This window comes from Dellaglioa sp. CoH-56-MRSF-14, assembly GCF_056782115.1.
Window position 1 is genome coordinate 133,003 of sequence record NZ_JBXAYB010000003.1, and the last position, 17,276, is coordinate 150,278.

Below are 17,276 nucleotides of genomic sequence, written 5' to 3' on the forward strand. Positions count from 1 at the left end.
ACCGTAACCTGTCTAACAATTATAGCGTTTCACTTATCCTCATTATTGAACGATAAATTAATTCAAAAAAAAGACGCCAAATGGCGTCTTTAAACTGCTTAATTGATTACTTCACTTTTATCAATCCAACCGGTTGTCCCATCACTCATCGTGATAAACAGTAATGTCGAACCGACTTTATTTTTTTGAATAGGATCAATTAAATAACCCGTTTTATTCACGATACCTTCATTTGTAACTCTGGCATCAATATTTTTTACAAATTTATAATTTTTAGATCCATAAACCTTTGACCAAACTTCAGCACCATCTTGAACATGGACGGTCGTTTCTTCAACTACTGTTTCTTGAGCTTCATAAACGCGTCCATTCATGACAAAATCAACTAACCGTTCAGTTGCATGTCCATCATCCCAAGCATTATAAGTCGCTACAAATTGATCATAATTGTGATGGCGTTCATCCGTTGCAAATGCTCGTTTAATCTCAGTAATGACAGCATCTGTATCCTTAACGATTGGTCCTGGTACTTCTTTTTCGTAGTCAAAGTAAAAACCACGAATATCATTTGCATACTCATCTAAATCATATGCAAAGAAAATAATAGGACGTTTTAACGCTGCAAAATCAAAGAAAACAGATGAATAATCTGTAATCAACAGATCACTAATAAGATATAAATCATTAATATCTTCATAATCAGCAACGTTCAGCGCAAAGCCTTCATAATCAGTTAAATCTAATGAGTTAGCAATTAAATAATGCGTTCTAACAAGAACGATAATATCATCGCCAAGTTCTGCTTTCATCTTATCTAAATCAAGATGTAACTTAGCCGTGAAATAATCAGCTTTAACGTATTCATTATCTCTCCAAGTAGGTGCATATAGAATAACTTTTTTGTTTGGATTAATTTCTAAACTTGCTTTAATACGATTGATATCTGTCTGTGTATAATTCGTTAAAATATCATTTCTAGGATAGCCAGAATTAATCATTTGGTTACGGTTCAAACGGAATGCACGTCTGAAAATATCTGACGAATATTCATTTGGCGTAACAGAATAATCCCAACGATCAGAATCTTTTGTAACTTGGCTATGATATTTAGCAGCATCAACGCCAGGCATTGACCCTGTATTTACGTCAACACCAATCGTTTTTAATGGCGTACCATGCCATGTCTGAACAATTGTTGTACCTTCAGGTTTAACCCACCATAATGGTCGACGAACATTCGTAAACCAATATTTTGCTCGAGCTTGTTTGAAAATACCTTTAAATGAGAATCGTGTCACATAGGGAATATGATTTTCTTTAAAATAAGCAACATAATCCTGGTTCACATTCCAGTACATCTTATATTTAGGGTAACGGTCTTTCATGTATTCATAGATAGCTTTTGGATTATCACTATATTTACGACCAAAGAAACTTTCAAATATAATAATATCTTTCTTTGACATTTTACCGATAATACCAAATGCTTTTGGATACCATTTATTAAACTTAACGATCTTTTTAATTTTATTTCTAATTACTTGAACGCTTGGTTCTTGTGGTAATAAGTGATCGCTAATCATTGCTTCAAAAACTTGCTTTGAAGCATCCCCTTGACGACCATACGTACAAAATTTATCATAAAATTCAATCAATTGTTGCGCGTAGGTTGTCTGTAGATGATTAAAATCGCTTAATTCGTCAATTATTTTTGCCGTTGTATCCACAATTGGTCCTGGAACCGTACCATTATAATCGAGATAAACACCTCGTGTATCTTCTGTATAATCTTTTAAATCATATGCAAAGAAAATCATTGGTCGTTTAAGATGTGCGTAATCAAACATTACTGAACTATAATCAGTAATTAACGTATCCGCAATTAAATATAAATCTTCAACTGTTGGATAATTAGACACATCAAAAGTAAATCCTTCAAATTCAGTTAGATCAATTTTATTGGCAACGAAATAATGTAGCCTTACCAATAACACATATTCGTCACTCAATTTAGCTTGCATTTGTTTAATATCTAACTCAAAATCAAATCCGTCTTTATTTCGGTAGGTTGGTGCATATAATACGACCTTTTTATCCAATGGCATGCCAATAGATTCTTTAATTTTAAGGATATCAGTTTCATTATTCTTTTTATAAAGTACATCATTTCTTGGGAAGCCAGAGTGAACAACCTCTTTTTCAAAATTAAATGCGTGACTAGCTGTTTCATCCATATATGGCGAAGGTGAAACAAGATAATCCCAACGCTTAATTCGTTTCATGAAATTATTCTGACGTCCTTTTGAACCATCTTTGAAATAAGGTTCATCAAATCCCATCGTTTTCATGAAGGTTCCATGTAACGATTGAACTTCAACTTGTCCTTTTCGTTTTGCATATTGGTTAGGGAGGTTAGTATTTTCAATAAAATACTTAGCTCGCGCCATGTAATACCAATACTTTTTACTGAAGTAGCGAACTCGTTTACCATTGCCGGTTATTGTTGTATTCGGATCCTTGAATAACCAGACACATTCATAATCTGGCATGTTTTCTTGGACATAATCATAAATGGCTTTTTCATTACCATTGAAATAAGCGCCCCAATAACTATCAAAGACAATCGTTTTCTTCTTTAAAGGTAATAAACGTTGTAGCGGGTAATATAGTGAGAAGTTAATTGCCCGTTTTCGTTTGGTTGCGTCCTGCTTATCCCACGATAATTTTTGGTTTAAAACCAAAAAATTGTTTTTTGTTTCGTATAATGATGTTCTTGCTAAATGATTTGTACGACTTTCTAGCGTTTCTACACGTTCTGGTTCAGTTGTAATTTGCGAACGAACAACTTGGTCAGCACTATAAAAATCAAGATAAAGATTATATTTTGCTGCCTTAATGAAACTGTCTTGTTGTTCATTAATTAAATTCAAATTAACGATTATTTGACCGTTATCATCGACAGTAACGTCATTAAATTGATATTTATATTGTTCCTCTTGATCGATTACACGTAAAACAATTTTTTCTGCTGAACTTTGAAACAATGTATTTTCAGCGATTAATCGTAGCCGACTATTATCTAACCACTGGACATCCATTAGTTTTGAAAAATGTGGTGCGATATTTAGTCCAATCATTTCCTTCATATTCTTTTGAACGAGTAAACTATATTGTGCTATTTCATATTCTTGCGGTTTATCAACATGTTCAAACTCATAGCTTAATTTCAATTCTTTTTCATCAATTAACTGGAGTCTTTTTTGTGTTACAGAACTTAACTCGGCTACTTCAGTTATTGAGAATTCAAATTTCACTTGATGTTCACTAACATTTATTTTTTGTCCACTAATTTGAGGCGCAATTTCATCATCACTATTTTCAGTAACAATTAACTTCGTACTTTCAGGATTATTTAACCATGTAGAGACCACTAATTTACTATCATTCACACTAATATCTTGAATTAGATTAGCTTGAACATTTTTTTCCGTCTTTATTTCATTTGCTGTCAAAGTCATCGCATTAAAAGCTAATGCCCAGTCAAAACTAAAATCAGTTTTAATTTGATAATCATTACCAGAAAAAATATTACTTATAAATTTACGCTTAGGATTAGCTAAAAATTCCGTCACATTAATATTTTTAACTTGATAATTAACTTGTATTTTCCAAATGCCGTTTCCTAATATTTTGTATGCCTCTTGTTGATCAAATGACATTCTAAAATAACGATAGTTACGGTGCTTAAATAAATGACGACGACGCTTGACGGTTTCTCGTTCAAACGTAATTGGCATTTCTTTCCCATTTATAATGTTAATCAAATTAACCGTAAATTTTTCGTCTAATTTTTTTGTAACTTTCAATTGATTGAGTTGCAACCAACCCTTAATAACTATCTCACTTGTCATTTCATCAGAAAAAACATTTAAGATTCGTTGTTCGAATTTTTGTGATTGTCCCACATCAACCGCTTTAGCAACATCTAAAGAGATAGCCGGATCTTCATATTGATAGCGATTATTTTTTTCAACAATTTTTCCAATATTTCTACGACGATAACTATATTTTTTTAAGTCTTTAATATTCCCCTGTAACACAGCAGCATATTGAATTTGATTTTTAATTGATAATTGCTTAAATAATTCTGGATTAATCGTTCTAATAAGTAGGACTGTAATTTTTTGAAATTCTAATATGTAATCTTCTTCCGATTCTCGAATATCTTGCATTGATAGCGGAATATCAGTTGTTAATAATTTCAGATCAAATGCATCCATAACATTTTGAGTTGCCCCATATTTTTTCATGTATGAACGCGTTAACTCTAGCATTTCCAATCGGTCTTTATAATGTTGAATATCATTACCTCGACTTTGAGTGATAGATTTGCTATCACCTTCACGCCAACGCCATTCGTATACAATATCAGTAATAATATCAATATGGTTAGCCAATAAATGAGCTGCCATCATCACAGGAATATCTTCATATAACATTCCCACAGGGTAGCGCAAATTATTGTCGATAAACAAATTTAATCGATAAACTTTATTCCATGAAGTTGTGTCATAAACTAATTCTGGGTGTTCTGCAATTGATGTTTCATAAACAGTATCTTTAATAGCAAATTTATGAATGTAAGAACGTGAACTACGTTTAGAATTAAATCGTTTAACTGCACCAGTTGCCAAGTCTGAATCAGTCATCTTTACCGACCCCATCAAAAGACTGTATGCGTCAACTGGTAATAAATCATCCCCATCTACGAAGGCAATATATTCTCCGGTAGCGGCTTCAATTCCTGCATTTCTAGCAGCACTAGGTCCAGCATTTTCTTTGTGAATTGCTTTAATATTGTCAAAAAGTGATACATACCGATCCATAATTTCGGCAGTCCCATCAACTGATCCATCATCAACTAAAATAATTTCTAATTGTTCATAACTTTGGTTAAGAACTGATTCAATACTTTCTTCAATGAACTCTTCAACATTGTATCCCAAAATAACAACTGAGAGTAATCCATTATTTTTTGTCATTATTAATTGTATTCTCCTTAACAATTCTTTTGTCCAAATATCTAATAATTATATCATTCCTATTTATAATAATATATTTTTTTTATATTACATTCCATGGTATTTAACTGTTCCATAACTTTTTGATCAGTATTAATAACCCCGTTCCATTCAAATAATGAATTGGCCTATCAGTCATATTCATGTATAATTAGAAGGCACAAAATATATTTTATAGGGGAGTTCTAAATTATGAAAATCAGTAAATTCATTGGGATCACATTACTGTTTACAGCACTTGGCTTAGGGATAGCCAGTCACAGTACATCTAGCTCTGTCTCAGCAAAAGTTAAACTATCATCTTCAAAATACATTGCACATGCGCCTGTTAGAATTAAAACGAAAGCTTATAATGTTTATGCTTACCCTCGAACTTTAAATTCAAAATCAAAGTTCATGCACTATGGTTCAAGTTATCATTCAACAACTTTTTACATCACAAAAACGATTAAATTATCAGATGGAAAATCATATTCTTGGCTAGTTAATGGTGCTGGAAAAGCGTATGGCTATATAAATACCAAAGCCACAACCGTTTATGCATCTCCCAAAACAGATAAATCAGATAGTAACCATACACCTGTTAGAATTAAAACAAATGCTTATAATGTTTACAGTTATCCAAGAGCATTACACGGTGCTTCTACATTTATGCACTATGGTACTAGTTATCACTCAACCACTTTCTACATTTCCAAAAAAATTACAACGGCATCAAATGTAAGCTACTCAAAACTAACATATAGTGACGGAACTTTGTATGGTTATGTGAATACTAAAGCATTAACGAATTACGAAACCGTTAAAGATATCAAAACTTCTTCATCAAAAACTAAATATCGTATCACGTCTGACATCTCTAACATTCATAACGCACCACTAAACACTATTTATGGAAATAAAACAACACATTATTCAAAAAATTACTTCGATACTGATTTATATATCACCAAAACAGAAACACGAACACAAGATGGCGCTAAATTTTCATATGTTAAAACTGGGAAAAACGATCTCGGTTGGATTTATAGTGGCTATTTAGCAGCCTGGACACCTGCTACAGATGTTCTTGTTGATATGCATGATGGTAGCCTAGATACAGGCAATAAATTAGCAAATACTGCGGCTACTAATTTCTATCAAAAAAAGCCTAATTATTCTTCAGTTGATGCAACAACAAAATCAGGTAGTACTTATAATGCAACTGGTTCAAAACAATTTAAAACAAATTATTTCTTAACTGCTTCATATAAATCAAGTGGTGATTGGGGTAATATACAAGGATTTGTTATCAATGGTCACTACCTTTATGCATCAATCTCAACTGATTCGAAAAAAGGAACTGGTAAGATTGTCCGTTTTGATACTGATAAGATGAACGCATTAAATCTAAATAATAGTAAGGGATTTGGAGAATTATGGCAGGCTTTTTACTACCTCCGTCAATCGCAATCTCTTAGCTACTACAAAGCAAACTACCCTGCTTCAACTTATAAAGGTAAATATAATTTCTATGTTTCTAAATATAATGCATACAAAAAATATGAATCTATCATTAAAGTCGGTCCTGAATTCATAATAGGCCATGGTCAATCTTTAGATTATAAAACAAATGGTTCAAATAAAGGTCTCTACATGTATCGTGATACAAGCTCAAAATCACTTACTGAATCCGACACAGTAACTATTCAACATATCAATTCGTCAACGCTAGCACCTGATAACTATACTAATATGCAATGGAACGATGGTTATGGTAATTTTATGCAAAGTAATAATTTAACTTTTGCAGATAACAATAACTTCTATTCATACACAATGATTGGTAGCGGATCTGGTTCAGCCGGTAAGTATATTCGAATTTGGAAGGGATCTATAGATGCCGACAATAAAGTCACCGTAAAAGTCGTTGGACAATTAGCCAACCGGGTGGGTGACTCTCCACAATCAATTGCTTATAGTTCAAAAACAAATAAAGTTTACCTCGTAACAGATGACGCTTTTGTCGCTGTTAACGCTTCGAAATTAACAGTTGATAATAATCATAACAGTGCCTTAACAACAAATGATGTTTCGTATACCCGTATCAATTCTTCACGAGAAACTGAAGGGATGCAAATCATTAACGGTTACGCCTACATGTTATTTAATAGAACACCTGAGTTAATTAAGTCAACAACAGCCGGTTATTAATCAACCATTGTTGTAACTATAGTTATCCTAAAAAATAGCAACTACCATTTTAAAAATGATAGTTGCTATTTTTTATTCTAAATTACTATGGCTCGCCTTCGCCTGATCATTTGATACGTTGTCTCTACGACTTACCTTCAGCACTAATGCATCCAGAGCAATATGCACACTTTGATCAAATAGCGTACTCAATAATTGGATTGACTTTACACTATTATCAGCTTTTGTTGCACCAGGCACAACGACAACTGAGTTAGATACTTTCGCTAAAGGAGACTCGCCGTTACTTGTAAGCCCGACTACTTTAACGCCAATTTTCTTAGCACTTTCAGTTGGTTCAAGTACACTCTTAGTTGTCCCAGAGCCAGAAACAGAAACTAGCACATCCCCTTCTGCAATTGACGGTGTAATTGTCTCACCAATTACAAAGACCGTATAACCGATATGCATTAATCTCATTGCGAATCCTTTTGCCATTAACCCAGATCGCCCAGCACCTAAGATAAAAATTCTTTTATCTTTCGTAATTAACTTCTCAGCACCATTTAATTGGTCATCACTAACTTTAGCAATGACCGCGTTAATTTCATCCATTATTTCATCAAGTAAACTCATTTAATAACCTCCATAAATTTTTTTGCCATATCTAATGGTTTCTCATTATTCATTATTTTACCACCAACAATGATTCTTTCCACGATACCTTGAACAGCCAATCTTTTTGCCTGTTCAATATCAATACCACCGGCAACCGCGATTTTTTTTATATTTGGAAATTTAGCATGGAATTCAGCCACCGCTTTTACGGCATCAAAATCTTGATCTTTCTTATCATGTGAGTAATGTAATCCAAAAATGGCTTCATCAAATTTTTGTAATTTTTCAATTTTCGTCTCATCTACTTCCAATAAATCTATCAGAATGTTTTTTTTCTGATTAACCGTTAATTCATAAACTTGTTCAATCGTATCAATTGACGAACTTGCCATAACCGTTAACGTATCCGCGTTAGCAGAGAATCCCTTTTCAAATTCATAAACACCCTCATCAATTGTCTTTAAATCAAATAATACTTCTGATTGATTAACTTTTTCCGTAACAGATTTTAACGCATTTATCCCATAATCTTTAATCAAAGAGGTCCCAACTTCGATGACATTGACAACACCATCTAAGTAGCTGACGCTCTCCATAAGGTCTTCTAACGTAACGCGATCAATAGCGACTTGTAATTTCATTATTCCTGTACGCCTTCCTTTTTATAAAAATCCTGTAGTTCTTTAGGTGTTGGGTAGCCATCATTATCACCTGGTGTCTGAACTTGAAGCGCACCAACTGCATTTCCTCGTAAAACGGCTGACTCCATAGATTTGTTTTCCAATAATGCTGTAATAACGCCTAATGCAAATCCATCGCCTGCACCAACAGTATCCACAACTTTATCCACTTTGAAGCCTTTAATCGTTTTCATACTACCATCTGAATTTTTGATAAATGCACCACTTGCACCTATTTTAACAATTACCGTTTTTGTCCGTTTGCCTTTTAAATAAAAGTCGGCAATTTCTTCTGGATTATCACTGCCCATCAGAATTTTTCCTTCTTCAACACCTGGTAAAACAACATCTGCATAACCTGCCAGTTCATTAACGGTCGCAACCATATAATCTTTACTTTTCCACAATGTTGGTCGTAAATTAGGGTCAAATGTAATGAATTTTTGGTTATCCACAAGGCGTGTTAATAACGTTCTAAATGTTTTTTCGGCCACATCTGAAATAGCTGGGAAAATACCAGACATATGCGCTATTTTAACATCATCTAAATTTATTGCATCAATTCGATCACTTGTTAAATGAGCTGCAGCTGACCCTTTACGGTAATTAAAAGTCTCTGGGTCACCCGTTGATACGAGTTGTTTCAATTGATGCCCCGTCCAATGATTTTCACTTTCGCTAATATAATCGATACCCACACCATGTCCTGAAATAATACTCTTCGCGTATTGGCCAAAAGGTTCTGTTCCAACTCGAGAAACATATTCAACATCATGCCCTAAGCGTTTAACTCCGATCGCTACGTTTAATTCTGCGCCACCTAATATTTTCACATAATTAACTGATTCTGATAAGCTTTGATCCATATCTTTTGAGGCAAATGTAATGATTGGTTCGCCAATTGTTATAACTTCACTCATTATATTTTCTTCCCTTCATGTCTCTTAATTTTAACCGAAAAAGTAATAAACTAAAACTTCATTAATAATTGAAACAAACCACATGATTGGAACACCTCTTTTTAATAAATCTTTTGATTGAACTTTCATATAATCAAGGCCCCAAACATTCCATGATTGCGTGATTCCTGTTGAAACAGCAAGAAGCGCAGGCACATAGAGAAGTGGTAATAAGAAGGCATCATTGAACAACCCGGTTCCCGAAAGAACCGCTGCAGTTGCAGCTCCAGCACCCCAAACATGTAACGGACCTCTGAATAACGCGAGCGGTGCTAATACTCCAAATACAATAGCAAGGATTAAATGGTCATGCGGTAATATCAGACTAAATACATGTTGAAACCTAACAGCGTTCAACTGAGCAGCACCAGCAAACATCACTAACGCCATTAAAAACATAATCAATCCTGCGATATCACCAATCGCTTTTTGAATCGTACTATTCAAGAAGTCGACGAAATTTTTATATCCTTTCATATTTCCAGTAACAGCTATCGCAAACAATGTTGCTAAAGTTAATCCTGGAATAGCATCCCAGCCGAAAATCATATTCATAACGACCGGAATAATTGGTGCAACAAATGCAATTTTTGGTATGGGGCGACTTTCAGAATTTTGTTGTGTCTCACCAATAATTTTTAGATTTGAATCAACATTTTCTTGAGTAAATTTCTTGCGATGTAAAACTAAGAAAATAATTACCGCGATTAATTGAACTGTCATTGCTGTCCAACCGAAGATTAAGTATTGTCCGCCGTATACGGCATTTGGAAAAAATGCTTTAATTTGATTGAATAAAACAACATTAATGTACATTGGTGCCCCAATTGACATGACAAATGCAGTAAGTGCGATGTCTCTTGGAATACCTAGGGATAACATGATTGGTAATAAGATAACCCCTATCGCAATCACAGATCCCACTCCGTATGCGCTTACAAAAATAAACGCTGTTACCAAAACAATTAAAATAGCTGCTATTAATGGTCGTTTTTTCCCAACTTTTTTTGTTGCTTCTGAAATTGCAGGCGCAATCCCACTATCAACAAGAACCCTTCCGAACCATGATCCAAATGCAATATAGATAATTGTCGGTCCATAATTCAATGCTGGTTCAGCAAATACTTTTTGAACTGCCTTATCGAATGGAATTTGTCCAATGATAGACCATAAAATAGCCATTACGAAGAACCCGACCATGATGTTTCCACCCTTTAAAATATAAATAATAAATCCTACAAAAGTGATTAATAATAAAATCGGTATTAGGGTTGCCATAAGCTAGTCCTCAATTTCTTTTTTTAATAACACTATCTGGGATTGAATTAACGCTTTGTTATCCATCGGATATTCAAGAGCGAAAGCCACTTTTTTTGGTAGATGGGCTAAAATAGCTCGCCAATCAAACATTCCTTCATCTAAATTTTTCGACGTCATTAAGTTTCCAGCATTATTAATAACGTTTTTCAAATGGATATAGTCCGTGTATTGTGAAAGCTCATCTGCACTCTGAATAGCATCTTGTTTCGTAAAAGCCCAATTACCAAGATCATAAACATAACCAACAGGCACATTTTGTCGTTTAGCACTTTCTAAAAATGTCGTTAATGCCTTAACACTGCCACTTAATGCAGTTTGATCATTTTCAACATTCATTGTTATTTTGTCTAAAGGAAATTCACTAAAAGCCTGCTTTAAATCTCCAGTAAATGCCGCAAAATTTCCAATATTAAATTTAATTTTTTTGATTCCCATAATTAAACCTTCTTGAAAATAAGTAACTAATTTAGGGTTTAACGTGCCATTGTCTAAAAAAACTTGATCAGGAACACTATAATTAACAATTAATCCGTATTGTTTTGCTTTTTTTGCAACTTTGGGTAATTCACTATCTAAATCTTTAAAATATTCACGTCTAACTTCGATACCGTCAACACTTAATTTTGAAACGCGATCAACCAATTCATCCTGTTTAATTCCATTTTCTACATCATTCTCAAAAATCCATGTATTTAAAATAACTGTCATCATTTTTCCTCCAATATTAATATTTATTGAGTTTCTTTACCCTATTCATTAATGTCTCAAAATTCATGTCCTCGAATTTTTCTGCATTTTTATTATCAAAATTTTCTCGTTCTATCTCGTTAAAATTTTCTGCTAAGTAATATGCCGTCAAATAGGCTGCAAGGTAATTCTTAGCCGTTTTCACCATGTTTTCATCCTCAAACTTAGCCTCTACAGTTGTAGAGGCAAAGCCCAACGCAAATTTATCAACATCTAAAAAAGTTCTTTTATCCATTTTTAGCGCCTCCAATTCATTATCTATTAACAAGTTAGGTAAACGTTTACATGGATAGTATATATGCAGTATTCCATAATTGCAAGTCTTAAATATAAATATATATTTCTAAACAAGGTAAACGTTTACTCCAGTAAGGTATCTAGCCTGTTTATTTTTTTAACTTTAAATTACATTTTAAGGACAATAAAAAAAGACTTACCCTTGAGCAAGTCTTTTCCATATTAGTATCTACTTAAATTCAGCAGGTATAATTATTTTTTTATTTTTCGTATTTGTTTCACCATTTAATTCATTCAACAATAATTCTGCTGCACTAGCACCTAGTAAAAAAGGATTTTGATTAATCAACGAAGTTCCTGAATTAATCGCTTTTATGACTTCAGTATCTGAAAATCCCGTTACCGCTACCCGTTGATTGACCATGAATCCATCAGCGATAATTTTAGGTAGTAAGTAAAGCAACCAACGTTCCTTCAACGCAAATACAAGCGTTCTTTTATCATCACGTATTAATCTATTTTTCAGTTCAGCATATGTTTGATTTAATTTTGTATCACCATCTATAACCTCAATCACCTTAGTGTCTGGACTGACCGAATTAATTCCGTTATACCGCTCTTCCCGAGTTGAAATACCTGTCACTTCACCAGTAATGATAATGACTTGATCAAATCCTTGATTTAGATAATATCTTGTTACTTGTTGGCTAATATCAAAGTTATTTGTAACAACATTAGCTAAACTAGAATCAGAAAGTTCACGATCAACAATAACAATGGGCATGTCTCGTCTAACCGCATCCCTTAAATCGGCTTCTTTTCTAAGTATTGGTTGCATGATTAGTCCATCAAACGATTTTTCGCCAATAATTTTAAGGATACCTTGTTCTTTATATTTATTAGAATCGGAATCAAATAAAACCGCTGTATAACCTTGTGCATCTAAAATTGAGCTAATACCTTTAAACATTTCTGTGGCAAAATAATCATCCACATCTGAAACAATTGTAGCAATCATTCGACTTTTTTTTGTAATCATCTGTCTAGCCGCGTCATTAGGGACATAGTTTAATTCTTTAATCACATTTTGGACTTTCAATGCTGTCTCTTTAGACATACGCTCTGTTTTACCATTCAAAAAACGTGATACAGTTGCGATTGAAACATCTGCCTTACTTGCAACATCTTTTATATTCGCTTTAGTAGCCATTTTTTCATCCATTCATTAATTATATTATTTCGTCTAGTTTTCCTTTTATTCCGTTGCTAAACTATCTATATATTACCATACTGCTCAATTTATTAGAAAATACCTCACTAAAATAGTAAATAAAAAGGATAATTCTACTTAAAATTCAGAATTATCCTTTTTATTTATTATTTTCACGTTCCGCTAGTTCGAGGTAACGATTGTACCAGATATCTATATATTCTTTAGAAAATGGCCCTTTCCCGTTATCTATCCAGTCCACAAGTGTTCGGACGTTATACTTCAATATCTTATCGATATCGTCAGAATATTCCCATTTTTTCCCGTGTTCTGCATATTCATCTACATCCAATAACCGTTTCTCACCATCTGGGAAAACTTTGACATCTAAATCATAATCTATATATTTCAAAGCTTCCTTATCTAACGTGGCTGGTGAAGCCAAATTACAATAATAAGAAACGCCGTTATCACGTATCATGGCTATAATATTAAACCAATAGTGTTTATGAAAAAAGATAATTGCTGGTTCTCTGGTCACCCATCGCCGGCCATCTGCTTCGGTCACCAATGTATGATCATTACACCCAATAATCATATTCTCACTTGTTTTCAACACCATCGTATCACGCCATGTTCGATGCAAACTACCGTCGTGTTTATAACTCTTTATGGTAATGAAGTCGCCCTCTTTAGGCTCCTTTGACTGATTACTCATCTCTACCAAAACCCACTTTCTAAACACGTAGTGCATTTTACATCGATTGCATGAATATTATACCAAAAAAAGAACTATTTTACTAAAATTTATTTGAAGAAAGGCTGATATATTTGTCCCAAATTTTTTGTTGTACTTTAGGAACTGCAATCTGGTCAAAATCTTTTTCAAGTATGAATTCGCCAGGAAAATAACTTAAGTCAAACGATTTACTTTTCACGGTAAATAATTCAATTAACCATTTTTGATGGGTAAAGGTATGTTTTACGACGGAACCTTCTAATGCTGAAAAAATCAACTTATGGTTCAAATTATCTTGGCTCCATTGGCCTAATTTTATAACTAAATCATCCGTTAATAACACGTCTCCTGGTTTGTCTTCCAGTTCTTCCAGCTTAATTAAAGGAAACGCTAATAAATTTGCGAGCATCCCTTTACTAGAACGTTTCTCAAATAAATACCCTTTTTTTGTTTCAATTATCAAAGCAATATAGGGCATTTCAACTGGTCGCGGCTTCTTTGATTTCACTGGATAATCAAGTTCTTTACCATCTAAATAAGCTTGATTAAACGACTTAACTGGAGAATGTTCAGAATCTGGATTCTTAGCACTCATGTAACTTGAACCCAAATCCATGACAGCTTGGTTAAAGTCTCCAGGTCTTTCTTTAGAAATAATTTGTTGAATGACTTTTTCAAAAATAAGTCGGGTCTGTGGTTTCGCAATATCATCTTCTATCTCAAATAAGCGTGAAAATACACGAAAAGCATTACCATCAACGGCAGGAACAACTTCGTTAAAAGCAATACTTGCGATTGCTCCGGCAGTATATGGCCCAATTCCAACTAAATTTTGCAGTTCCTTAGCTGTTTGCGGCCATTGCCCAGAATAATCTTGAACAACTTGTTTTGCTGCTTTTTGCATGTTTCGAACTCTTGAATAGTAACCGAGTCCTTCCCATGCTTTTAAAATACGTTCTTCTGGCGCATTAGCAAAATTTTCAACACTCGGAAACCATTCCATAAATCGTTCATAGTACGGAATAACCGTATTTACTTGTGTTTGTTGGAGCATAATTTCTGATACCCAAATATGGTAGGGTTCATGGTCTCTGCGCCAAGGAAGATCCCTTTTTTCACTATCATACCAAGTTAACAATGCCTCTTGAAAAGCTGTGATTTTTGCGTCATCCCACATTATCATTCAAGCGCCTCATCTTGTTCTTTCAGCTCAATATATTCATTAATATCATCAAACTGAAACCCTTTTTGAAATAGCCCCTGTTTAACTTTCATGGCGCGCTGACTACCTTCCAAGCGACGTTGCCGTTTCCAGACTTTATCCCCTTGTTTAACAAGTGCATCCCATTCGGCTTCGGGATCAATTTCAAGTTCTAAGGCATCCATTATTTGTGAAATGTCATCAGACTTAAAGCCTTTAGTCATTAATGCCTGACGAACCTTGTTCTTTAAATTACTAAACGATTGATCGTGGTAATGCTTAACTAATTTTTCGGCGACTTTAATTCCATTTTCTAATTGGTCATCAACTGGAAATTCTTCTAAGGCTTCATCAATACTTTCAGCTGCAACACCTTTTAATCGTAACTTTTGGCGAATGACTGTTGGTCCTTTATCCGACGTGTGCATCATTGTTCTAACGTAACTTTTAGCATATTCAAGATCATTTACTAATCTAAATTCATATAACTTTTCGATTGTTTCTTCAATCGCGTCTTCCGTAATTTCATGTTTCTTCAAATAATCCTTAATCTCTTTTACGGTTCGCATTTGCGTTGATAAATAGTTTAACGCTTTTGAATACGCTTTTGAACGATCATCTGCATCAGCAATTTGTTTAATTAATGCCTCATCTAATTCCATCCCTTTAGCAAGATGAAATGAAATAAGAACTTCTTCCCCAATTGGAAAAGCATATTTTTCATCCAGAAAGACATTATATCGTCCAGCACGTTTTTGTGTGGTTATTTTTGTGATTTTTTTTGTCATATAGACTCCTTTAAATGCTTATCTTGTTATTATATCTTTGAACTGCCAAAATGCCAATATTCCTGTGTTATAATAAGAAAAAAGCAATAAGGAGTTTATAAAAATATGTCAGACAATCAAGAATTTGGATCAGAAATTGAAGCCGGTTCACGTTTTCCTTTAACTATTAAACGCTTAGGTATTAATGGTGAAGGCATCGGCTATTACAAACGTAAGATTACATTCGTACCTGGTGCTCTTCCAGACGAAGTCGTTGTAGCAGAAGTCACTAGTGTTGCAGATTCTTATATCAACGCTAAAATTCATAAAATTCGTAAACAAAGTCCTGTTCGCGTTGAACCAAAAGACGCAACATACAGTGAAGTCGGCGGAATTGAATTAGAACATTTAAACTACAAAGGCCAATTAGCTTTCAAAAAAGATGTTATCGTACAATCTTTAGAAAGATATAAACCGCGTGGTTATGAACACTATGATTTAAAAGAAACTATCGGTATGCAAAATCCATATGAATACCGTAATAAAGCGCAATTCCAAGTTCGCGAAAAAGATGGTCACGTCATCGCTGGACTTTACAAACCAAAGAGTCATGATTTAGTAGACTTAAAAGAATTCAGTACGCAACGTCCTACAACAATGCTTGTTATTCGTCACGTTGTTGCGTTATTAGAGGAACTCGGAATTCCTATTTACAATGAAGAAGCTAAATCAGGTATTATCAAAACGCTTGTTGTTCGTGAATCTTTTGATACCGGTGAGGTTCAATTAACCTTCATCACAAACTCGGCAAAATTACCTAAGAAACGTGAACTAGTTATGCATATCTTAGAAGAATTACCTATGGTTACTTCTGTCATGCAAAATATCAACAAAGGTGAAACATCACTTATTTGGGGTGACGAAACCATTAATATCGCTGGCCAAGACTTCATCATGGAACGTCTTGGTAAAATGAAATTCAAATTATCAGCACGTGCTTTCTTCCAATTAAACCCAGTTCAAACTGGCGTTTTATACGATGAAATCAATAAAGCTCTTAACTTAGATAAAAATGAATCATTAGTTGATGCTTACTGTGGTGTTGGTACCGTTGGCCTTTATGTTGCCCATGGTGCTAAAGAAGTTCGCGGTATGGATACAACACCTGAAGCGATTGAAGATGCACGAGAAAATGCTGTTCTATCACATCAAGAAAATACCACATATGAAGTTGGTAAAGCTGAAGATATCTTACCTAAATGGTTGGAAGAAGGTTTCGTACCTGATGCCCTAGTTGTTGATCCACCACGTACTGGTTTAGATGATCAATTAATTGAAGCCATCAATAAGAGTCGTCCTAAAAAATTTGTTTATGTATCATGTAATCCATCGACACTCGCAAAAGATTTAGAATTGTTAACAAAATCATACCGCGTTGATTATATTCAACCCGTTGATATGTTCCCACAAACATCAAAAGTTGAAGCCGTCGTTAAATTATCACGTCGTTCTTCAGGAAAATAAAGCAAAAAAAGAAGCCATAAA

At 34.0% G+C, this 17,276-nt stretch carries 13 protein-coding genes; 2 read left to right on the top strand and 11 right to left on the bottom strand.

Annotation, left to right across the window (positions count from 1 at the left end; all coding sequences use genetic code 11):
* Positions 1-98: 98 nt before the first annotated feature.
* Complete coding sequence (locus AC1RPX_RS04330) at positions 99-5,042, bottom strand: CDP-glycerol glycerophosphotransferase family protein (RefSeq protein ID WP_481761511.1); 4,944 nt, start codon at positions 5,040-5,042, stop codon at positions 99-101.
* 231 nt (positions 5,043-5,273) lie between these two features.
* Here AC1RPX_RS04330 and AC1RPX_RS04335 point away from each other — a divergent pair, with 231 nt between their 5' ends.
* Positions 5,274-7,274: a hypothetical protein gene (locus AC1RPX_RS04335; RefSeq protein ID WP_481761512.1), complete on the top strand. Its 2,001-nt coding sequence runs from the start codon at positions 5,274-5,276 to the stop codon at positions 7,272-7,274.
* Positions 7,275-7,346: 72 nt separating this feature from the next.
* Here the strand turns inward: AC1RPX_RS04335 and hxlB are convergent, their stop codons facing one another.
* The 10 genes from hxlB to recX form a co-directional block, all read right to left on the bottom strand.
* Entirely contained in the window at positions 7,347-7,889 is a 543-nt protein-coding gene (gene hxlB / locus AC1RPX_RS04340) for a 6-phospho-3-hexuloisomerase (RefSeq protein WP_481761513.1), read from the bottom strand.
* Positions 7,886-8,512: an orotidine 5'-phosphate decarboxylase / HUMPS family protein gene (locus AC1RPX_RS04345; protein ID WP_481761514.1), complete on the bottom strand. Its 627-nt coding sequence runs from the start codon at positions 8,510-8,512 to the stop codon at positions 7,886-7,888. The genes hxlB and AC1RPX_RS04345 overlap by 4 nt, the downstream gene beginning before the upstream one ends.
* Positions 8,512-9,471 (bottom strand): sugar kinase, encoded by a 960-nt coding sequence (locus AC1RPX_RS04350; RefSeq protein ID WP_481761515.1) that lies wholly within the window; start codon positions 9,469-9,471, stop codon positions 8,512-8,514. The genes AC1RPX_RS04345 and AC1RPX_RS04350 overlap by 1 nt, the downstream gene beginning before the upstream one ends.
* Before the next feature lie 30 nt (positions 9,472-9,501).
* Complete coding sequence (locus AC1RPX_RS04355) at positions 9,502-10,788, bottom strand: gluconate:proton symporter (RefSeq protein ID WP_481761516.1); 1,287 nt, start codon at positions 10,786-10,788, stop codon at positions 9,502-9,504.
* A 3-nt stretch (positions 10,789-10,791) separates the two neighbouring features.
* Positions 10,792-11,538 carry a sugar phosphate isomerase/epimerase family protein gene (locus tag AC1RPX_RS04360; RefSeq protein WP_481761628.1) on the bottom strand — a complete coding sequence of 249 codons (747 nt, stop codon included), beginning with the start codon at positions 11,536-11,538 and terminating at the stop codon, positions 10,792-10,794.
* Between the two features lie 16 nt (positions 11,539-11,554).
* Positions 11,555-11,812, bottom strand: a complete 258-nt coding sequence (locus tag AC1RPX_RS04365; protein WP_481761517.1) for a hypothetical protein — start codon at positions 11,810-11,812, stop codon at positions 11,555-11,557.
* A 231-nt stretch (positions 11,813-12,043) separates the two neighbouring features.
* Entirely contained in the window at positions 12,044-13,024 is a 981-nt protein-coding gene (locus tag AC1RPX_RS04370) for a LacI family DNA-binding transcriptional regulator (RefSeq protein WP_481762409.1), read from the bottom strand.
* 160 nt (positions 13,025-13,184) lie between these two features.
* Positions 13,185-13,742 carry a nucleoside tri-diphosphate phosphatase gene (gene ntdP, locus AC1RPX_RS04375; protein ID WP_481761519.1) on the bottom strand — a complete coding sequence of 186 codons (558 nt, stop codon included), beginning with the start codon at positions 13,740-13,742 and terminating at the stop codon, positions 13,185-13,187.
* 82 nt (positions 13,743-13,824) lie between these two features.
* Positions 13,825-14,946, bottom strand: a complete 1,122-nt coding sequence (gene mutY / locus AC1RPX_RS04380) for an A/G-specific adenine glycosylase (protein ID WP_481761520.1) — start codon at positions 14,944-14,946, stop codon at positions 13,825-13,827.
* Complete coding sequence (gene recX / locus AC1RPX_RS04385; RefSeq protein WP_481761521.1) at positions 14,943-15,752, bottom strand: recombination regulator RecX; 810 nt, start codon at positions 15,750-15,752, stop codon at positions 14,943-14,945. The genes mutY and recX overlap by 4 nt, the downstream gene beginning before the upstream one ends.
* 105 nt (positions 15,753-15,857) lie before the next feature.
* Between recX and rlmD the strand changes: the two genes are divergently transcribed.
* Complete coding sequence (rlmD, locus tag AC1RPX_RS04390) at positions 15,858-17,255, top strand: 23S rRNA (uracil(1939)-C(5))-methyltransferase RlmD (RefSeq protein WP_481761522.1); 1,398 nt, start codon at positions 15,858-15,860, stop codon at positions 17,253-17,255.
* Positions 17,256-17,276: the final 21 nt, after the last annotated feature.